We start from the raw sequence: 19,889 nt of genomic DNA, 5'->3' as shown, positions 1-19,889 counted from the left end.
GCGCGGGAGAGGAAGGGGGCGTATTCCCGCTATTCCGGGGAATGCTTTTGTGAGCAATACAGACGCCCTGTCGCCAGGCGGGGCGTCACTAGAGAGAATCCGGGTTATGTTGCAGTTTATTCTCCGACGTCTGGGACTAGTCATCCCGACATTTATCGGTATCACCCTTCTCACCTTTGCCTTCGTCCATATGATCCCCGGCGATCCGGTGATGATTATGGCGGGCGAACGTGGTATTTCCCCCGAGCGTCACGCGCAGCTGCTGGCCGAAATGGGCCTTGATAAGCCGCTGTGGCAGCAATATGCCCATTACATTTGGGGCGTACTGCACGGTGATTTAGGCATCTCGCTGAAAAGCCGCATTCCCGTGTGGCAAGAGTTCGTCCCGCGCTTTAAAGCCACCCTTGAACTGGGCGTTTGCGCGATGATTTTCGCCGTCGCCGTCGGTATTCCGGTGGGCGTGCTGGCTGCGGTAAAACGCGGCTCCATCTTTGACCATACCGCCGTGGGTCTGGCGCTGACTGGCTACTCCATGCCTATCTTCTGGTGGGGCATGATGCTGATTATGCTGGTTTCGGTGCAACTGAACCTGACCCCGGTCTCCGGGCGTATCAGCGATACGGTGTTCCTTGACGATACCTTGCCGCTGACCGGCTTTATGCTGATTGACACCGCCATCTGGGGTGAGCAGGGCGACTTTATCGATGCCTTAATGCATATGATCCTGCCGGCTATCGTATTGGGCACTATCCCACTGGCGGTGATTGTGCGTATGACCCGCTCGTCGATGCTGGAAGTGCTCGGCGAAGACTACATTCGTACCGCGCGCGCCAAAGGGCTGACCCGGATGCGGGTGATTGTGGTCCATGCCCTGCGCAACGCGATGCTGCCGGTGGTCACGGTCATTGGCCTGCAGGTGGGCACGCTGCTGGCGGGCGCGATCCTGACGGAAACCATTTTCTCATGGCCTGGTTTAGGCCGCTGGCTGATTGACGCGCTGCAGCGTCGTGATTACCCGGTGGTGCAGGGCGGGGTACTGCTGGTGGCGACGATGATTATCCTCGTCAACCTGCTGGTCGACCTGCTGTATGGCGTGGTGAACCCGCGTATCCGGCATAAGAAGTAAGGGGCCATCATGTCACAAGTTACTGAGAATAAAGCTATTGCTGCACCGGTGCCGATGACGCCGCTGCAGGAGTTCTGGCACTATTTCAAACGCAACAAAGGCGCGGTCGTTGGTCTGGTATACGTGGCGGTGATGATTATCATCGCGGTGTTCGCCAACTTCCTCTCCCCGTATAACCCGGCGGATCAGTTCCGTGATTCGCTGCTGGCGCCACCGTTCTGGCAGGACGGTGGTAGCCTGACGCATCTGCTCGGCACCGATGACGTGGGCCGCGATATTCTGTCGCGTCTGATGTATGGCGCGCGCCTGTCGCTGCTGGTGGGCTGTCTGGTGGTGGTGCTGTCGCTGATCCTTGGCGTGGTGCTCGGTCTGGTGGCGGGCTATTTCGGCGGAGTGGTGGATTCCATCATCATGCGCGTCGTCGATATTATGCTGGCGCTGCCGAGCCTGCTGCTGGCGCTGGTGCTGGTGGCTATCTTCGGGCCGTCTATCGTCAACGCGTCGCTGGCGCTGACCTTCGTGGCGCTCCCACACTATGTGCGTCTGACGCGTGCGGCGGTGCTGGTCGAGGTCAACCGCGACTACGTGACCGCTTCCCGCGTGGCGGGCGCCGGCGCGATGCGCCAGATGTTCGTCAATATTCTTCCCAACTGTCTCGCGCCGCTGATCGTTCAGGCGTCGCTGGGCTTTTCTAACGCCATTCTCGACATGGCAGCGCTGGGGTTCCTCGGCATGGGCGCACAGCCGCCGACGCCTGAGTGGGGCACCATGCTCTCCGACGTATTGCAGTTCGCGCAAAGCGCCTGGTGGGTGGTGACCTTCCCGGGTGTGGCGATCCTGCTGACGGTGCTGGCATTTAACCTGATGGGTGACGGTCTGCGTGACGCGCTCGATCCCAAACTGAAGCAGTAAGAGGTTCGAGATGGCGTTATTGAATGTAGATAAATTATCGGTGCATTTCGGCGATGAGAACGCGCCGTTCCGCGCCGTAGACCGCATCAGCTATAGCGTGAAGCAGGGCGAAGTGGTTGGCATCGTCGGTGAATCCGGCTCCGGTAAATCCGTCAGCTCGCTGGCGATTATGGGTCTGATTGACTATCCCGGCCGGGTGATGGCGGACAAACTGGAGTTCAACGGCCGCGACCTGCAGCGCATCTCTGAAAAAGAGCGGCGTCAGCTGGTGGGTGCGGAAGTGGCGATGATCTTCCAGGATCCGATGACCAGCCTCAATCCGTGCTATACCGTCGGCTACCAGATTATGGAAGCGATCAAAGTTCATCAGGGCGGCAACAAGCAAACACGCCGCCAGCGGGCTATCGACCTGCTGAACCTGGTGGGCATTCCCGATCCGGCGTCGCGGCTCGACGTTTACCCGCACCAGCTTTCCGGCGGGATGAGTCAGCGCGTGATGATCGCGATGGCGATTGCCTGTCGGCCAAAACTGCTGATTGCCGATGAACCTACCACTGCGCTGGATGTGACCATTCAGGCGCAGATCATCGAGCTGCTGCTGGAGTTGCAGCAGCAGGAAAATATGGCGCTGGTGCTGATCACCCACGACCTGGCGCTGGTGGCCGAGGCGGCGCATAAAATTATCGTCATGTATGCGGGTCAGGTGGTGGAGACCGGTGATGCGAAAGATATCTTCCGCGCGCCGCGCCATCCGTACACCCAGGCGCTGCTGCGCGCGCTGCCGGAGTTCGCTCAGGATAAGGCGCGTCTGGCGTCGCTGCCGGGCGTGGTGCCGGGGAAATATGACCGTCCTGTCGGCTGCCTGCTGAACCCGCGCTGCCCCTATGCCACGGATAAATGCCGTAGCGAAGAGCCCGTACTGGCGGATCTCAATGGCGGCCGTCAGTCTAAATGTCACTACCCACTCGATGATGCCGGGAGGCCTGGATTATGAGTACGCAAAAGGCCACCACGCAACAACCGCTGTTGCAGGCCATTGATCTGAAAAAACACTATCCGGTGAAGAAGGGGATATTCGCCCCGGAACGGCTGGTGAAAGCGCTGGACGGCGTCTCCTTTACCCTTGAACGCGGTAAAACGCTGGCGGTGGTGGGGGAGTCGGGCTGTGGTAAATCGACGCTGGGCCGTCTGCTGACAATGATTGAGGTCCCGACCGGCGGTGAGCTGTACTATCAGGGTCAGGATCTGCTTAAGCACGACCCGCAGGCGCAGAAGCTGCGGCGGCAGAAAATACAGATTGTGTTCCAGAACCCGTACGGTTCGCTGAACCCGCGTAAAAAAGTGGGACAGATTCTGGAAGAGCCGCTGCTGATTAACAGCAGCCTGAGTAAAGATCAGCGCCGTGAAAAAGCGTTGGCGATGATGGCGAAGGTCGGTCTGAAAACCGAACATTACGATCGCTACCCGCATATGTTTTCCGGCGGTCAGCGCCAGCGTATCGCCATTGCCCGCGGGCTGATGCTGGATCCGGACGTGGTGATTGCCGATGAGCCGGTTTCTGCGCTGGACGTTTCGGTACGAGCTCAGGTGCTGAACCTGATGATGGATCTGCAGCAGGATTTAGGGCTGTCCTACGTGTTTATCTCCCACGACCTGTCAGTCGTCGAGCATATCGCTGATGAAGTGATGGTGATGTATCTCGGCCGCTGCGTGGAGAAGGGTACCAAAGACCAGATCTTCAACAATCCGCGCCATCCGTATACCCAGGCGCTGTTGTCGGCGACCCCGCGTCTGAACCCGGACGACCGTCGCGAGCGGATCAAGCTGACCGGCGAACTGCCGAGCCCGCTGAACCCGCCGCCGGGTTGCGCCTTTAACGCACGCTGCCGTCGACGCTTTGGTCCATGCACCCAGCTCCAGCCGCAGCTTAAGGATTACGGTGGCCAACTGGTGGCCTGCTTTGCTGTCGATCAGGATGAGAATCCGCAAAAACCCCACGCCTGATGGCGCGCTCCCGGTCCCCGGACCGGGAGTTTCTCTTCTGCCTGAGAGGAAACCTGGCAACACCGTTCATTGTTGCAATTTCTGCCATACTCTCGGAGCATTCTTCGTAGATTATCCGAAAAAATAAGCCTTTCAGTCCATTTTTATAGAATTAAAGAGAAATTAAAATGGTTCAGGTTTATTATTTCATTTATCCAATGCCATGATTTTTTCATGGTTTAATATATTTATATGAAAACGGCCGGGAAGCGCGGTGGTACGCGGAGGTTGAGGATGTACGCATACCTAAAAAATGGGGCTATCATTCTGAAAGGGAAGTGTTAGTGTAGTGATACTTCTGCCGTGGAATCACACCGAAAATCAAATTCTAAACTATTATATCCCTGTCAATCGTGTTGTATTGGTACGACTAAGCTGGCATTAATCTGCCATACAAGAAACGTCACGATGTTTTCTAATACCAAGAAAATAACAACAAACTTAATATGAAATTTTTAAAATCATGAGGTTATCAATGAACCATTATGATGATCTGCAGCGCTTTCAAGAAAAAACGCGGACCCAAAACCTCAAATTTCAGGATCTTTCTTCGCAAGCCGCCACGCGGGAACACGGCGACTGGGCGATCCTTAATCAGCTGAATCCCGACGCCGGGAAATCTTCCACTCTGGCGCTGGGAGGGTCGGTCTCCGCGCCGCTGCCGCAGCCCGTGCCCGCGGATCTCTTCCAGCGTGTCGACCCCGTGGTCGCGGCGCCAGCATCACCTCCGGTTGCGCCAGTCCCCCCAGTTATTGCCCCGATCCCATTGCCGGTCGCAGAACCTGCTGTGCCGGAATCTGTCGCTCCGGCGCCAACAATGACGACTGCGCCATTGGCCGCGGCGCCGGTACCTGAGCCGGTGGTGACCTCGCCGCCGAGAATGGCCCCGCGGCCTGCGCCGGGCGCCGACAACTATGCCCACCTGTTCGCGGCAAAAACCGCAGAGCCGGTGGCGAAAAATAAAGACCAGCCTTTGAAATCTCTTCTGGAAAGGATGGCAACATGCCGTTGATTTGCGTCTGTTCACCGAAAGGTGGCGTGGGGAAAACGACCCTTGCGGCCAATTTAGCTTATTCGCTGGCGCGAACGGGCAGCAAAGTCCTGGCGCTGGATTTTGACGTCCAGAATGCCCTGCGTTTGCATTTTGGCGTGCCGCTGAGCGATGAGCGGGGCTACGTGGCGAAGGCGCTGGAACTGCATGACTGGAGCCAGTGCGTGCTGAGCGCCGGCAGCAATATTTTCGTCCTGCCTTACGGCGAAGTGAGCGAAGCGCAGCGTCAGGCGTTTGATGAGCAACTGACCCACAATGACCATTTTCTCCAGCGTGGTCTGTCGGCGCTGCTCAACTATCCCGGGCTTATCACCATCGCCGATATGCCGCCGGGGCCTTCACCGGCGCTGAAGGCGTTGACGGGGCTGGCGGACCTGCATCTGATCCCACTGCTGGCAGATACCGCCTCGATGTCGACGCTGGTGCACGTGGAAAAACAGCGCCTGACCGGCGCGGCACTGAATCATAAGCACGGGCACTATTTCGTCATTAACCAAAGCGATAGCCGTCGCCAGGTCAGCCGGGACGTCACCAGCCTGATGGAAGAGAAACTGGGCGAGCGACTGCTTGGGGTGATCCATCGTGATGAAAGCGTGGTGGAGGCCAATGCCTCGCAGAAGTCGGTCCTTGACTTTAACGCCTCCTCCGCAGCGGCCTTTGATATTGAAATTATTGCTAAAAAAATATCTTCGCTGTTGGGTATCCATATTGGCGATGGCACGGTGCACAGCCAGCCACGCATGTCAGGGCTTTAACTTATTGCAGGGCTGCTGAATGAAAAAATCTCTTTTTTGGTTGCTGGCGCTGGTGCTGTCTCCCGTTGCCGTGCTGGTGGTGATCACGCCGATGGACAGCCAAAAGCAGTATATTTTTGGTCTGCTAAGTATCGGTATTCTCTTTCTGATGGGCTTCAGTAAGCGCCGCAGCATATCGGTCATTATGGTCGTCACATCGCTGCTGATGTCCACGCGTTACATGTATTTTCGTCTCACGCAGACCCTGCACTTCAACTCGTCCATTGAAACCATTCTTGGAATGGGACTCTTTCTGGCGGAAGTCTATATCTGGGTGATGCTGTTACTTAACTATCTGCAGACGGTCTGGCCGCTGAAGCGCGGCATTGTTCCGCTGCCGGATGATATGAGTAAGTGGCCGACGGTCGATATCTATATTCCGAGCTATAACGAACCGCTGGAGGTGGTGCGCGATACCGTGCTGGCGGCACAATGCATTGATTATCCAAAAGATAAAATGAAGATTTATCTTCTGGATGACGGCAAACGCAGTGAGTTTGCCGTGTTCGCCGCCGACGTCGGCGTGGGCTATATCACCCGTAACGACAACAAGCACGCCAAAGCGGGGAACCTTAACCATGCGCTGACCCTGACCCACGGGGAGCTTATCTGCGTTTTCGACTGCGACCACGTCGCCACGCGCGTCTTCCTGCAGGCCACCGTCGGCGGTTTCCTGAAAGATCCGATGCTGGCTCTGGTGCAGACGCCGCACTACTTCTATTCCCCGGACCCGTTTGAACGTAACCTCTCCGTCGGGCGTAACATCCCGAACGAAGGGATGTTGTTCTATGGCCCGATTCAGCAGGGGAACGACAACTGGAACGCCACTTTTTTCTGCGGCTCCTGCGCAGTGATCCGCCGCGAGGCGCTGGCGCAGATTGGCGGTTTCGCCGTCGAAACGGTGACCGAAGATGCCCATACGGCGCTGAAGTTCCAGCGGCTGGGATGGAAATCGGCCTTTCTCGATATTCCGCTGGCGGCTGGTCTCGCCACTGAACGCCTGGTGGTGCACGTCATCCAGCGTACCCGCTGGGCGCGCGGGATGACGCAGATCTTTCGCCTCGATAACCCGCTGTTTGGCCGCGGCCTGACCTTACAGCAGCGCTTGTGCTACCTGAGCGCCATGCTCTATTACCAGTTCGCGCTCCCGAGGGTGGTGTTTGTCACCGCCCCGCTGGCTTATCTGTTGTTTAACCTCAATATTATTTACTCTTCAGCGAGCCTGATTGTCTCCTATGCCCTGCCGCATCTGTTCCTCGCTATTTACGTTGGTTCGCGAATGAACGGCCGCTATCGCTACAGCTTCTGGGGGGAGATCTACGATATTGTGCTGGCCTTCCACCTGGTGCTGCCGACCCTGGTGACGATGATTTTCCCCAAACGCGGCAAATTCAACGTTACCGATAAGGGCGGGCTGCTTGACGTCGGTTACTTCGATTTCACCGTGGTGCGCCCGCATCTGGTGGTGGCCTGCCTGCTGGCCCTGGGGGTGGTCGTCGGCATCGTCCGGGCGATAGGCCATGACTACTTTGGCTCGGATCCCAACGTTATCGCCCTGAACGTCGGGTGGGGGATCTACAGCCTGATCTTCCTGCTGGCGGCTATCGCCGTGGCGCGCGAGACGCGGCAGGTGCGAAAAACGATTCGTATCGATGTCGATATTCCGGTGGTGATCCATTACGCCAGCGGTATCGTTTCCCGCAGCCATACCGCGGACCTGTCGATGGGCGGCTGCCGCGTGGCCGCGCCGGATATGCGTCATCTGGAGGATGACATCGAAGAGATTGAACTGATCCTGCAGTCCGGGGCTATCTCCATCCCGGCTCAGCTGGTCACCTCTGACGAGCGCTTCCTGCGCCTCAAGTTTGATGAAGATATTCCTCTCTCGCGCCGCCGTGAACTGGTGCGTGTGGTGCTGGCCCGCGCTGATGCCTGGATTAATCCGCCGCGTCCGCAGGATAACCCGTTCCGCTCTTTCTTCACCATTTTGCGCTGCGTGTTCGAACTGTTCTGGCTGACGTGGAAAACCCGTCGTAGCCAGCGCAACCGGACGCCAGTGGCGAAAACGGCGCAGGAGGATGGGACGTTATGAAGCGATTAACGACGCTGGCGCTGCTGGCAGGGATGTTCTCTGCGCCAGCGCTGCACAGTGAAGAGCCGGCTGCCGGCGCTTCAGCCCCGCTGAGTTTTCCGCAGCTCAACGGCGCGGCGGACAATGAGCCGGGTGACGAACCTCCGGCGGCCTCTCCGGAAGAGGGGACTCCCCCGGCAGCGCCCGCCACCGCAGGCGATGCGGCGGTGACGGCCCCTGTGCCAGAGATGCCCGCAATAACCCCGCCGGTGAGTGAGGTGGCTACGCCCGATGTCATCCCGGTTGCCCCGGTCTGGGGAGGCGATCTGAATCTGGCGCAAATGGGGATGCCGGATGGCATTATCCTCAGCGGCGGCCAGCGGCAGGGGGGCGTTAGCTTTACGCTGCCTTCCGACCAGGTGGTGATCCATTCCCAGCTCAGCCTTGCCGTCCGCGTATCGCCGGAAATGGCGAGCCGCAACGCCACCCTGCAACTGATGCTCAACGGTCAGCCCCTCGGCACCCTGCCGTTGGGTGCCGATGGCGAGGATGTCTCCCATTACCAGCTGGATATTCCGCCCGCGCTGATGGTCTCCAGCAATAACCTGAGCGTGAAGATCAACGATGGCGATACCCTGCAGTGCCAGCGTGACATTCATGATTCGTCGCGGGTGACGGTGCTGCCCACGTCGCATTTCAGCTGGGAAAGCCAGCAACTGAACATCAGCGACGACCTGAGCCATTTCCCGCGTCCCTTCTTTGACAGCATGCAGATGACGCCGGCGGACATCGCGGTCGCCTATGGGGCGAAGCCGTCGGCTGACGTCTTCAGCGCCGCGGCGTTGATTTCTTCATGGCTGGGTATCCAGGCGGACTATCGCGGCATCGCCTTCAGCGCCCTGCGCGATCGCCTGCCGGAACGCCATGGTATTGTGATTGGCCATCCGGGCGAGCAGGTGGGCGGCATGACGCTGCCGGAAACCGATAAACCGCTGCTACGCATCATCGCCAACCCCGCCAATCCGGCCTATAAGTTACTGTTGATTGTCGGCAAAAACGATACCGCGCTGCGCATGGCCGCCTGGCGGTTGACCCGCGGCAACTTCGCCCCGCAAACCGCGACGCAGGATGTCGAACCACAGACCATCCCGGTTGGCAAAGCGTACGATGCGCCGCGCTGGATCCCCACCGATCGTCCGGTCAAGCTCAGCGAACTGCTGCGTAAGGATCAAAGCCCGACCGTCAGCGGCGTCTGGCATGAGCCTTTACGTATCGCCTTTCGCGCCGCGCCCGACCTCTATCTCTGGGATGGCGAGACGATCCCGCTGCAGGTTGGCTACCGCTTCCCGTCGGAAAGCTGGATTAATGAGGACAAGTCCCTGCTGAGCGTCACGCTCAACGGCACCTTCCTCAATAACCTGGCGATGAACAAGCAGGGACCACTGGAGAAAGTCTGGCGCCACCTCGGGGGCGATGCGCGCCAGGAGCGCTTTACCATCCCGCTGGCGCCTTACCTGATCTACGGCGATAACCAGCTGTCGATGTACTTCAATGTGGTGCCGAAAGATGATGTTCCGTGCTCGGTGCTGCTGAATAACAATATCAAGAGCCGCATCACTGACGACTCCTGGATTGATTTGAGCAAAACGCGACACTTCTCGCTGCTGCCAAACCTCTCCTATTTCGTTGGCGCCTCATTCCCCTTCTCGCGGCTGGCGGACTATTCACAAACGACGCTCATGCTGCCGGCGGACCCGTCTGAGACCCAGGTGGCCACCCTGCTGAATCTGGCGGCGCGCTCCGGAAATGCGACCGGCACCGCGCTGGCGAATAACCGCGTTGTGCTCGGGATGCCGACCGGCGGCGCGGATCTGCAGTCGCTGCGCGAACGTGATGTGCTGGCGGTCACCGCTCTCGATCAGCAGGCCTTTAACCAGAGCCTGCTGGCTGATTCACCCTATCGTCCGGTGGATAACACGCTGAGCGTCCGCGAGCCTGACCTGTGGCAAAAAGTTCAACGTCGGCTGACCGGCGACTGGACCTCGGCCAGCCTCGATGCCGATCGCTACTTCTCGTCCAGCAGCGCCTGGCGCGGGTTCATCAGCTATCGTTCGCCGTGGAACGCGACTCGCCTGGTGGTGGTGGCGATGGCCAGCAATGATGACCAGCTGGCGCGACTGAAGACCGATCTGGACTCGCCGCGCATCAACGCCGGGATCCGTGGCGATACCGCGGTGATCACCAGCGATAACGGGGTGCGCAGCTTCCAGGTCAGCACCCCGTTCCCCAGCGGTCAGATGCCGTGGTACATGATGGCCGTCTGGTATGCCAGCCAGCACTCTGGTTTCCTGGCCCTGTTGGGGCTGATTGCCACCTCGATAATGGGACTGGCGCTGACCGCGATGTTTAAACGTCACGCCCGTAAGCGTCTGGGTTCGGGGGATAACTAATGAAAAGAAAGATAACAATAACGATGAAAACCTCCCGCCGGCTCACGACGTTCTGCCTCACCGGCGCCTTAGCGCTTGGCGCTTCTGGTGGCGTGCTGGCGGCAGGTAACGACGTGGCGCTGCAGGCGCTGTTCGCCCAGGCCAACTACTGGCATGAGAAATCGCATGACGAACTGGCGATGGAGTCGCTGCAGAAGGTGCTTTCGGTCGATGCCAATAACACCCAGGCGCTGTATCTGATGGCGCTCTGGTCGCAGCAGGGTGGCGATATGCAGGCGGCGGCGCAGTGGCGCGCCAGGCTGGCGAAAGCGGCGCCGGACAGCCCTGGGCTGCAGGATTTAGACAACGCTAAAAAGATGTCGCAGGTGCCGCAGGGGCAGCTCAGCCTGGCCCGCCAGCAGGCGCGCGGCGGCAATATTCCCGGGGCGCTGGCGACCTGGCGCAGCATGTTTAATGGCAATACGCCGCCTGCCGGGCTGGCGGCGGAATATTACCTGACCATGGCCAGCGACAAATCGCTTTATCCGCAGGCCATCAGCGAACTGCGCCAGTACGTGGCCCAGCATCCGCAGGAGAACGCCCCGCGGGTGGCGCTGGGCAAAGCCTTAACCTGGCGGGAAGAGACCCGCCGGGAAGGGATCGCCCTGCTGGAGCCGATGGCCAGCGGCAATAAAGAGGCAGACAGCGGCTTGCGTCAGGCGCTGCTCTGGCTGGGCCCGCAGGCCGGCGATGAGCAGTATTACGATACCTGGATGCAGCGGCATCCGCAGGATAGCGAAGTCCAGAATTACTTTCGCGAACGGCGCAGCGGTCAGGCGCGTGGCCAGGGCTACGCCAATCTGAACAGCGGCAATACCGCCGCCGCGAAGCAGCAATTTGAAGAGGTGCTGCAGACCAACCCGCAGGATGCCGATGCGCTGGCGGGCATGGGCTATATCGCGCAACGCAGCGGCGACTACCAGGCCGCGTCGCAGTATCTGAGCCGGGCGGCAGATCTCGGTGGCGACGCCTCGGCGACTCGTCGCCAGCAGGCGGCCGATGCGCTGTTCTACGGCCAGCTGGCGCAAGCTCAGCAGGCCTATAAGCAGGGCAATATTAGCCAGGCGCTGGCGCTCTCCGCGCCGCTGGCGCAGCAGAGCGGGGCGCGGGGCGCCTCGGCGAAGCTGTTCCGTGCCGATGTGCTACGGCATAACAAAGATTTACCCCAGGCGGAGCAAACGCTGCGCTCGCTGTTAAGCGACGATCCGCAGAACGCGGCGGCGCGGGAAAACCTCTATTACGTGCTGCGCGAGCAGAATAAATCCGCCGAGGCGCAGGCGATGCTGCAGACGCTCCCGCAGAGCCTGCAGCAAAAACTGCAGCCGCGGGTGGTGGCCGGTATGCCGGGCGATACCGTGCGCCGTCAGGCCCAGGCGCAGGTCAGCAGCGGTAACCCAGGCGGCGCGATTGCCACTCTGCGCGAAGGCGTCGCCCGCTATCCGGACGATCCCTGGCTGCGCCTTGATCTGGCCCGGCTGTTGCAAAAATCGGGTAACGGCAGCGAGGCCTCTTCGCTGATGTCGGCGGCCTATCGCCCCGGCGCCAGCAACAATGCACTATATGCCGCCGCCCTGTTTGCCAGCGAAAACGGTGCCTGGCAGCAGGCGCAGACGCTGCTGGCGCGCATCCCCGGCGGCAGCCAGACCAGCGACATGCGCGATTTACGCCAGCGGGTGAACTACAACCTGCAGCTGGTGACCGCCGAAAACTATCTGGCGCAGGGCAACAGCACCGCCGCCAGCAATACCTTGCGGGCGATGGCCTCCACGCCGCCGAAAGCCCCGGCGGACGCCGGCAAGCTGGCGCGGCTGCTGGCCGAGAGCGGCGACCTGACCACCGCGGTCTCGCTGGTGCGCAACAATATCAGCAGCGGCGTGTCCGGCAACGCCGGTGATTACGCCGATCAGATTGCGGTGCTGAACCAGGCCGGACTGACCGGCGAGGCGCAGAACCTGCTCAGCAATCCGCAGCTGCAGGCCAGCAGTACGCCGACGCAGCTGGCGAGTATTCGCAATGGCTATGTGATTAACGAAGCCGATCGCCTGCGTGAGCAGGGCAACTACGCCGCGGCGTATGACAAGCTGATCCGCGCCATGCAGAGCGATCCGCAGAATACCGATCTGATGTTCGCGATGGCGCGGTTGTACCAGAGCGGCAAAATGAACAAAGAGGCCGGGGTGGTCTATGACTACCTGATGACGCGCGATACGCCGAACCAGGATGCGCGCGCCGGGGCCATTGACGTGGCGCTGTCGGCGGGGAACAACGATCGCGCCGAGCAGTTGGCCGGTGGCTTACGTCAGGATAACTCCCCGGACCGCTTACTGCTGCTGGCGCGAGTCGCAGAGGCGCAGGGCCATCATCAGCAGGCGATGACCTACCTGCGTAGCGCCCGCGGCAAACTGCTGGGTATGCAAAGCACCAACAGCAGCGAAACGCCAACCGTCGGCGGGGTGCTGGCGGCGGATAACCCCTTCATCGGCGTGTCGCAAACGTCGGCGCCGACGCGGACCGCTTCCACCTACGGGCAGTATATGCCGTGGCAGGTCGCCCAGTCGGCCGCCGCACCCGGTTCTTCGCTGCCGGGCATCCAGCGGCCCGATCTGCCGGTCGATACCGCCGAGACGCGCATGCTGCGCCAGGTGGACACCATGATGGAGTCGCTGCAGGAGAAAACCGGCAGCTGGCTGCAGGGCGGAATGGACGTGCGTGGACGCGACGGCGAATCGGGGACCAGCAAGCTGACGGAGATCCGGACGCCGCTGACCTGGTCCTCTTCGCCGTTTGGCGATTCGCGCTTTGATTTTACGGTCACCCCGGTGTCGTTGAACGCCGGCACCGCCAGCGGCGACGCCTGGCGTCGCTACGGCGCCAACCCGCTGGCTAACGCGGTCTCCAATATGGTGAGTACCGCTACCAGCGAGCAGGCGGCGATCGCCTCGATGACCGAGGCGGAGCGGACGGCCTATTTTGCCAGCAATCCGGGGGCCGAGGCGTTAAGCGGCCTGGGCACCCTGAATGCGGCAGATTTCAATCCGACCACCAGCAGCGGGATGGAAAACCTGGCGAAGCTCGGGAGCTATGATTCGGGACAGGTCGCCAGCTATCTGGCCTCTTCCAGCCTTAAGCCGAACGTTGACCAGACCAGCGGCTCAACCGATTCGCAGAAGGCCAACGGCGTCGAGCTGGCGCTGGCGTTAAGCGGTGACGATTATCGCGTCGATATTGGCAGCACGCCGCTGGGCCAGGATCTCAATACCGTTGTCGGTGGGGTGAAATGGTCGCCTAAGCTGAGCAACTACCTGTCGCTGATCCTGACCGGCGAACGCCGCTCACTGACCGACAGCCTGCTTTCTTACGTTGGTCTGAAGGACACCTATTCCGGTAAAACCTGGGGGCAGGTGACGAAAAATGGCGGCACCCTGCAGCTGAGCTATGACGACGGCGACGCGGGCTTCTATGTCGGCGGCGGCGGTTACAGCTACCTGGGGCAGAACGTCGCCAGCAACACCAGCATTAACGCCAATGCCGGGGTCTATCTGCGGCCCTATCATGACGAATACCGCCAGTTGCAGACCGGGTTGAGCATGAGCTATATGGATTATTCCAAGAACCTCAGCTACTTCACCTATGGCCAGGGGGGCTACTTTAGCCCGCAAAACTATGTCAGCGTGTCGCTGCCGGTCAGTCTGACGGAGAAATATGATAACTGGACCATGAAGCTTGGCGGCTCGGTGGGCTACCAGTCTTACAGTCAGGATAAGAGCGCCTATTTCCCGACCAATTCGGAGTGGCAGCAGACCCTGGAGACGGCGGTGAGCAATGGGTTTGCCAAGGAAGCCTACTATTCCGCGACCTCGAAGAGCGGCATCGGCTATACCCTGCGCGCCGGGGCGGACTACAAGGTTAACAAACAGATGACGCTGGGGGGCCAGATTGGCTATGACACCTTCGGGGATTATAACGAAAGCACCGCCGGGCTCTATATCCGCTATATGTTGGGAGATCATTGATGATGACGGAGAACAATAACCCGGTAGTCACGACCTGGTTCCAGCAGCAGCAGACGCCTGCCGGATGGTTCGATCTGTTGGTGATTATGGTCGAAGGTATGTTAAATAATGCCGGCGAGCTGGAAAGCCAGCCCTTCCTGCGTCAGATGGGCGCCTCGCTGGCGGAGACCCATCCGCTGCCGGCGTCGGAGACGGTGGGGGAGCTGGAGGCGAATATCAACCGGCTGCTGACCCATTTTCACTGGGGCGTGGTGACGATTGATGTCGGTGAGGATGGCCTGCGCCTGCGCCATCAGGCGTTGCCGGTCAGCCGGGACGACGCGGGACGCGTGCGCTGGTGCAACGCGTTCTGTGCCATACTCGAGGGGTTATATTCTCGCTGGCTGCAGAGTCAGGGAGGCAGTGCTCACGTCGTTTTACAACGCGAGCGGGTGTTCTCCGTCTCTGACGTTCAGTTTCTTTACTACCATCCATAATGAGTGAATTTATGCCCCTGCGTGCTTTAGTGGCGGTGATAGTGACAACGGCAGTGATGCTGGTGCCCCGGGCGTGGGCGGATACGGCCTGGGAGCGCTATAAGGCCCGTTTTATGATGCCGGACGGCCGTATCATTGATACCGCCAATGGCAATGTGTCGCATACGGAAGGTCAGGGCTTTGCCATGCTCCTGGCGGTGGCGAATAACGATCGCCCGGCGTTCGACAAGCTGTGGCAGTGGACGGACAGCACCCTACGCGATAAGTCTAACGGGCTGTTTTACTGGCGCTATAACCCGGTGGCGCCGGACCCTATCGCCGATAAAAACAACGCCACCGATGGCGATACCCTGATCGCCTGGGCGCTGCTGCGCGCGCAAAAGCAGTGGCAGGATAAGCGCTACGCGATTGCCTCGGACGCCATCACCGCCTCCCTGTTGAAGTACACGGTGGTGACTTTCGCCGGTCGCCAGGTGATGCTCCCGGGCGTGAAAGGGTTCAATCTCAACGACCATCTGAACCTTAATCCCTCCTATTTCATCTTCCCGGCCTGGCGCGCCTTCGCGGAGCGGACGCATCTGACCGCCTGGCGGACATTGCAGACCGACGGACAGGCACTGCTGGGGCAGATGGGCTGGGGGAAATCACACCTGCCCAGCGACTGGGTGGCGCTGCGGGCGGATGGCAAGATGCTGCCAGCCAAAGAGTGGCCGCCGCGGATGAGTTTCGATGCGATTCGTATCCCGCTGTATCTCTCGTGGGCCGATCCGCAAAGCGCTTTGCTCGCGCCGTGGAAGGCCTGGATGCAGAGTTACCCGCGTCTGCAAACTCCGGCGTGGATCAATGTCAGCACCAACGAGGTGGCCCCCTGGTATATGGCTGGTGGCCTGCTGGCAGTGCGCGATCTGACGCTGGGTGAACCGCAGGAGGCGCCGCAGATTGACGACAAGGACGATTATTACTCTGCCAGCCTCAAGCTGTTGGTCTGGCTGGCGAAACAGGATCAGCGTTAGAGACGGTGATTGATTTGCCGCCTTCCCCGCCCGTATGCATGCGGGTGGGGAAGGGAGAATGGGAACGTCTGACGATGTAAGGCCGCCAACATGGCGGCCTTTTCACTTATTGCGGATAAGGCACCCAGCTACCGCCATTCAGCTGGACATAAGGCTTGCCCTGATACTGGATGACGATGGCGTTGGCGTTTTCGGATACCGCCGCGCTCTGCGGCAGGTTCGCGACATACTGCTGCCAGTTGACGCTGTCCTCGCTGAACATTTTGCCGTCGAGGGCGCGCACCACCAGCTCCGACACCGCCAGGTAACTGCTGGGCTGATCGATGATAATCGGCGCCCCTTCATGCGGCGCCTTCATGCCGAAGAATTTCACCGCCGTCGGGACGTTCGTGATCGACGGGCTCGGGATATCCCGCAGGCCAGAGACCTGCATCTTATCGCCCTTCAGCGCGCCACCGTGTTCCGGCACCACCACCACCATCACTTTCCGACCCGATTTCTCGAGCTCGGTGAAGAAGTTATCCAGGTCATCAAACAGCTTCTGCGCCCGCACTTTGTAGTCTGCGGTTTTGCTTTGCCCCGGGAAGTGGTTGCCGTCATGCAGCGGCAGGGTGTTAAAGAAGGTGGCGCTCCGCGGATTGCCGCTGGCCTCTTCGGTCTTCAGCCAGCGGTTGAGGACCGCCAGATCCTCATACACCGGCGAGCCGTCAAACGCCTGCAGGCTGACCGGCAATCCGGTCTGGTCCATCAGGGGGCTCTGCATACCGCCCAGCGAACGCAGCTCTTTCAGGAAGTCGCCGAACAGACCGTTATGGCCGAGCATCAGCTGCTGGTTAAAGCCGAGTTTCGCCAGATTTTCAAACAGGTAGCAATCGGCGCCGGACGGCTGATACAGGTTGGTATGCGACAACTGACCGCAGCTGGCGCGCAGCAGGCGTACCGCCGCCGGGCCGCTGTAGGAGGTCGCGGAGTTAAAGTTCTTGAAGACAATATCGAAATGCTTCCACAGCGGATGATCCATCAGCCCGGCGGCTTCAATATCCGACCAGGAGAGCGAGCAGATATTGATCACCAGCAGGTCAAACGGCTGCGCATCCGCCGGCAGCTGGTCCGGGAACGGTGTCTTGCGCTTCTGCTCGGCGGCATAGAAACCGTTCAGCCAGTTGGTGAGATTGGCCGATGTCGGCGGCTCAGTCTGCGGCGGAATATCGCTGCTGGCGGGGCTGGTCGCGGCGCCAGCGGCGGCGTTGGCCCCGGTATTGGCCGGCGCGGTCGTGGCGGCGGCCGTGGTCGGCTGACCGGCGGGCCACAGGGTAAAGGCCGGCAGCAGCGGGCTGACCGCCAGCCAGACGATGATCGCGGAGACAAACACAGTGACGCGCAGCCACTGGCTGATAAATAGCCACAGCACCAGTAAAACAAAGAAGGCGCCGACCATGCTCCAGTTGATAAAGCGGACGATCAGATCCCAGACATAGCTGGCGCTGAAGCCGGCGATTTGCGAGCCCTGACTAAAAAGCGTCTCCGGACCGGGCAGCCAGGTATCGTGCCAGAACAGCGCGAAGCCGAGCGGAATAGCGATCCAGTGGCGGATACGGTGCAGTTTTTCGCGCGGGATCGGCACCAGCAGAAAGGCGAGAAACACCAGATTCAACATCGGGTGGAAATTGAGATACCCGGCCCACAGCAGGGCAAACTTGACCAGAAAGTAGAAGTTCCAGCCGCCAAGTCCGCGCCAGTACTGCCAGAGCGGAAGCGGTGTCGCGGTCGGTTTAGTGTTTGTCATTTGTTCGCTTTGCCTTGCTTAACCGTGGTTCCCCGGCGTAATACGCCCGCCGGTTTCACGTAACGGGGTTTAAAGAACATCAATCTTAACGTCGTGCGAATATGGCGCTGGTAGTGGCGCGTCAGGTAGCCCAGCGGAAAAAACAGCAGGGCGCAGAGCACCACCAGTTGCAGAATATCGGCGATAGACATCATCAGGCTTGTTCCTCACGGGTGGTTAACCGGTGTGGTTCGGGGTAGCGTCGCCAGTGGCGTCCATCGTGGGTGGCGTTGATGGTTTCGTTTTTATCTATCGACAAGGGCAGCGGCGTGTTCCAGTGCGCGGGCTCGACGCCGCGCATGATCACGATTTCCGAGAGGATCTGCTTGTCTTCAAACCACACCATGCGGTTAGAAAAAATATCGCCGGTCGGCAGCGGGAAAATGTGGTTTAGTGCGGTATCGAGGTCATTGATCCGGCAAAACGACAAAAACAGCACCAGCCGGTTATTGCCGATAGTCATGATATCGCCCATCCGGTTGGGTTTGCATAACGTTAGCGCCTGCTCAACGCGTAACCCTGGCGCCGGGCGCAGGGCCACCATCACGCCTTTGCTGTCGGCGGGCAGCAGGGTATTGGCCATCACGTTCTGTACTGCTTCGCAGAAGGCATCCCACTTCTGGTAGCCGCGCAGCTTTAACGGCTGGCTCCAGGTCAACAGCGTGGCGAAATCCTCCGGAATATGGCGGGAGAATTTTTGGTTCTGCACGCTTTCGATCAGCGTCAGGCAGCGGGAGAGCGACGCGCTGCTGGGGATCACCAGACTGGCGCCGCTGCTGAGCAGCAGGCGTTCATCGGTCGCGCGCAGGCTGGGCGTTTGTTCACGGACAATAATTTTCAGCGCCGTACCGCGCTGACGACGCAGGGTATGAATATAGCGTCCCAGCTGTTCAATTTGCGTATTCTGGGTAATGGAAAAGAGTAACGTGGCCGCTTGTGCGGTGCGCCCGGCGTTGAAGACATCGTCGTTAGTATCAAACAGTCTCCAGTATTCCGACAGCGGCGGGGCGCCTTCCAGCACGCGCATATTGCTGAGGATCACCTTCTCATCGCTACGTGGCTGAACGCTGGTTTCAGCCTCCTGCGCCAGCCGCCAGCCGGCATCATCGCGTTGCACCATCAGCTGCTGCTGGGCGCTGATGCCTTTCTCGCTTCCCCACCAGGCAATATCAAAGAGATGTCGGTCACCCTGGTAACGAATACTTGCCAGGCCGGAAAGGGAACGGTACTCGCGTAATAATGGGGTGAGCTGCCGATCGATATCCTGGGCGGAATTGATCGCTAAGAAAGCGCAATGGTGATATTGCGCCCAGCGGCTGGTCTTTTCCACCCAGGCGCATAGCTTATCCTTATTTATATTTTGCCAGGTATTTTCAGCGCATAGCAGAATAAACAAGTAATTGCCAGGTTCGAGGGAGCAGACTAAATCACGATGTATTTCTTCCAGTGCTTCCGGACGATTCGGCAGGGTGAATAGCGCGATATTATCCGGGCCACCTTCATTATCTAATGAAATGATATTATTAGGTTTGTCTCCCATTACCAGCGCGGCGATCTTGCTGTTTTTCGCCTGCGCGGCCAGCGTCTGATTAAACAGACTGACGGCATCGGCATAACGGTCAACATTGAGCCACCATACCCCACCGACCGGCATATGGCACACTTCATCCCATAATGATGAAATACCCAAAGTAAATACACTATCCACGGCATCCCTCGTGCGCCCTGATTGACACTGGATAAGTTTACTAGCGAAACCGGCAGAGTAAACCTAACATTGAAATTAAAGGTCATCAGTTTTAGCATGTACACCTGCTTTTAAGGATGCGCTGTATTCGTCCTCTGGTTTAATAATAAATTTCGAACGGACAGAGATATGCCAGCAAAAGATCCTGCAGTACCCACGGACGCCACGCTGGGGTACACCTTTCAAAATGATTTTCTGGCGCTAAGCCGGGCATTTTCCCTGCCGGATATTGATTATCATGATATTTCCCGGCGCGAGCAGCTGAATGCGGCGCTGAAGCGCTGGCCGCTACTGGCAGAGTTTGCAGAGAAAAAATAAGGAAGCCGGAG

The 19,889-nt window shown here is 59.4% G+C and carries 14 protein-coding genes and 1 pseudogene; 12 read left to right on the top strand and 3 right to left on the bottom strand.

Annotation, left to right across the window (positions count from 1 at the left end; translation table 11 throughout):
* Positions 1-106 precede the first annotated feature (106 nt).
* The 11 genes and pseudogenes from dppB to CWM54_RS19870 all read left to right on the top strand — a co-directional run bounded on the left by dppB (position 107) and on the right by CWM54_RS19870 (position 15,988).
* Positions 107-1,126 carry a dipeptide ABC transporter permease DppB gene (gene dppB, locus CWM54_RS19920; RefSeq protein WP_008806900.1) on the top strand — a complete coding sequence of 340 codons (1,020 nt, stop codon included), beginning with the start codon at positions 107-109 and terminating at the stop codon, positions 1,124-1,126.
* Between the two features lie 9 nt (positions 1,127-1,135).
* Positions 1,136-2,038 carry a dipeptide ABC transporter permease DppC gene (gene dppC / locus CWM54_RS19915; RefSeq protein ID WP_061153009.1) on the top strand — a complete coding sequence of 301 codons (903 nt, stop codon included), beginning with the start codon at positions 1,136-1,138 and terminating at the stop codon, positions 2,036-2,038.
* A gap of 10 nt (positions 2,039-2,048) precedes the next feature.
* A complete protein-coding gene (dppD, locus tag CWM54_RS19910) occupies positions 2,049-3,032 on the top strand; it encodes a dipeptide ABC transporter ATP-binding protein (RefSeq protein ID WP_061153010.1) in 984 nt (327 codons plus the stop codon).
* Positions 3,029-4,042, top strand: coding sequence for a dipeptide ABC transporter ATP-binding subunit DppF (gene dppF / locus CWM54_RS19905; protein ID WP_061153011.1), 1,014 nt, complete (start codon positions 3,029-3,031; stop codon positions 4,040-4,042). The genes dppD and dppF overlap by 4 nt, the downstream gene beginning before the upstream one ends.
* A 514-nt stretch (positions 4,043-4,556) precedes the next feature.
* Positions 4,557-5,093, top strand: a complete 537-nt coding sequence (gene bcsO / locus CWM54_RS19900) for a cellulose biosynthesis protein BcsO (RefSeq protein ID WP_100698230.1) — start codon at positions 4,557-4,559, stop codon at positions 5,091-5,093.
* Between the two features lies 1 nt (position 5,094).
* Positions 5,095-5,887: pseudogene (locus CWM54_RS19895) on the top strand (cellulose synthase operon protein YhjQ/BcsQ).
* A 19-nt stretch (positions 5,888-5,906) separates the two neighbouring features.
* Entirely contained in the window at positions 5,907-8,018 is a 2,112-nt protein-coding gene (gene bcsA, locus CWM54_RS19890) for a UDP-forming cellulose synthase catalytic subunit (RefSeq protein WP_100698228.1), read from the top strand.
* Positions 8,015-10,447 (top strand): cellulose biosynthesis cyclic di-GMP-binding regulatory protein BcsB, encoded by a 2,433-nt coding sequence (bcsB, locus tag CWM54_RS19885; RefSeq protein ID WP_100698226.1) that lies wholly within the window; start codon positions 8,015-8,017, stop codon positions 10,445-10,447. Before bcsA ends, bcsB begins: the two co-directional genes overlap by 4 nt.
* Positions 10,447-14,499: a cellulose biosynthesis protein BcsC gene (locus CWM54_RS19880; RefSeq protein ID WP_100698224.1), complete on the top strand. Its 4,053-nt coding sequence runs from the start codon at positions 10,447-10,449 to the stop codon at positions 14,497-14,499. Before bcsB ends, CWM54_RS19880 begins: the two co-directional genes overlap by 1 nt.
* Positions 14,499-14,975: a cellulose biosynthesis protein BcsD gene (bcsD, locus tag CWM54_RS19875; RefSeq protein WP_008806909.1), complete on the top strand. Its 477-nt coding sequence runs from the start codon at positions 14,499-14,501 to the stop codon at positions 14,973-14,975. Before CWM54_RS19880 ends, bcsD begins: the two co-directional genes overlap by 1 nt.
* 11 nt (positions 14,976-14,986) lie before the next feature.
* Complete coding sequence (locus CWM54_RS19870) at positions 14,987-15,988, top strand: glycosyl hydrolase family 8 (RefSeq protein ID WP_061153018.1); 1,002 nt, start codon at positions 14,987-14,989, stop codon at positions 15,986-15,988.
* 106 nt (positions 15,989-16,094) lie between these two features.
* Here the strand turns inward: CWM54_RS19870 and bcsG are convergent, their stop codons facing one another.
* From bcsG to bcsE, 3 genes are read right to left on the bottom strand one after another with little or no spacing between them, the layout of a single operon-like run.
* Positions 16,095-17,774 carry a cellulose biosynthesis protein BcsG gene (gene bcsG, locus CWM54_RS19865; protein WP_100698222.1) on the bottom strand — a complete coding sequence of 560 codons (1,680 nt, stop codon included), beginning with the start codon at positions 17,772-17,774 and terminating at the stop codon, positions 16,095-16,097.
* Positions 17,771-17,968 (bottom strand): cellulose biosynthesis protein BcsF, encoded by a 198-nt coding sequence (bcsF, locus tag CWM54_RS19860; protein WP_100698220.1) that lies wholly within the window; start codon positions 17,966-17,968, stop codon positions 17,771-17,773. Before bcsF ends, bcsG begins: the two co-directional genes overlap by 4 nt.
* The gene (bcsE, locus tag CWM54_RS19855) at positions 17,968-19,521 is read right to left on the bottom strand and encodes a cellulose biosynthesis protein BcsE (RefSeq protein WP_100698218.1); all 1,554 of its coding nucleotides are present in this window, start codon (positions 19,519-19,521) and stop codon (positions 17,968-17,970) included. Before bcsE ends, bcsF begins: the two co-directional genes overlap by 1 nt.
* 168 nt (positions 19,522-19,689) lie before the next feature.
* On the opposite strand from bcsE, the gene bcsR reads away from it, so the two are divergent.
* Positions 19,690-19,878, top strand: coding sequence for a cellulose biosynthesis protein BcsR (gene bcsR / locus CWM54_RS19850; protein WP_002921513.1), 189 nt, complete (start codon positions 19,690-19,692; stop codon positions 19,876-19,878).
* The last annotated feature ends 11 nt before the right edge of the window (positions 19,879-19,889 follow it).

The organism is Klebsiella sp. D-Nf1, assembly GCF_002810515.1.
Lineage (GTDB): Bacteria > Pseudomonadota > Gammaproteobacteria > Enterobacterales > Enterobacteriaceae > Klebsiella > Klebsiella variicola.
This window is presented reverse-complemented; position numbering and strand designations above follow the sequence as displayed.

Coding starts and splice junctions, on each gene's coding strand:
- bcsO (WP_100698230.1), top strand. CDS start 4,557: ATGAACCATTATGATGATCTGCAGCGCTTTCAAGAAAAAACGCGGACC.
- CWM54_RS19880 (WP_100698224.1), top strand. CDS start 10,447: ATGAAAAGAAAGATAACAATAACGATGAAAACCTCCCGCCGGCTCACG.
- bcsA (WP_100698228.1), top strand. CDS start 5,907: ATGAAAAAATCTCTTTTTTGGTTGCTGGCGCTGGTGCTGTCTCCCGTT.
- bcsG (WP_100698222.1), bottom strand. CDS start 17,774: ATGACAAACACTAAACCGACCGCGACACCGCTTCCGCTCTGGCAGTAC.
- dppD (WP_061153010.1), top strand. CDS start 2,049: ATGGCGTTATTGAATGTAGATAAATTATCGGTGCATTTCGGCGATGAG.
- CWM54_RS19870 (WP_061153018.1), top strand. CDS start 14,987: ATGCCCCTGCGTGCTTTAGTGGCGGTGATAGTGACAACGGCAGTGATG.
- dppC (WP_061153009.1), top strand. CDS start 1,136: ATGTCACAAGTTACTGAGAATAAAGCTATTGCTGCACCGGTGCCGATG.
- bcsF (WP_100698220.1), bottom strand. CDS start 17,968: ATGATGTCTATCGCCGATATTCTGCAACTGGTGGTGCTCTGCGCCCTG.
- dppF (WP_061153011.1), top strand. CDS start 3,029: ATGAGTACGCAAAAGGCCACCACGCAACAACCGCTGTTGCAGGCCATT.
- bcsB (WP_100698226.1), top strand. CDS start 8,015: ATGAAGCGATTAACGACGCTGGCGCTGCTGGCAGGGATGTTCTCTGCG.
- dppB (WP_008806900.1), top strand. CDS start 107: ATGTTGCAGTTTATTCTCCGACGTCTGGGACTAGTCATCCCGACATTT.
- bcsD (WP_008806909.1), top strand. CDS start 14,499: ATGATGACGGAGAACAATAACCCGGTAGTCACGACCTGGTTCCAGCAG.
- bcsR (WP_002921513.1), top strand. CDS start 19,690: ATGCCAGCAAAAGATCCTGCAGTACCCACGGACGCCACGCTGGGGTAC.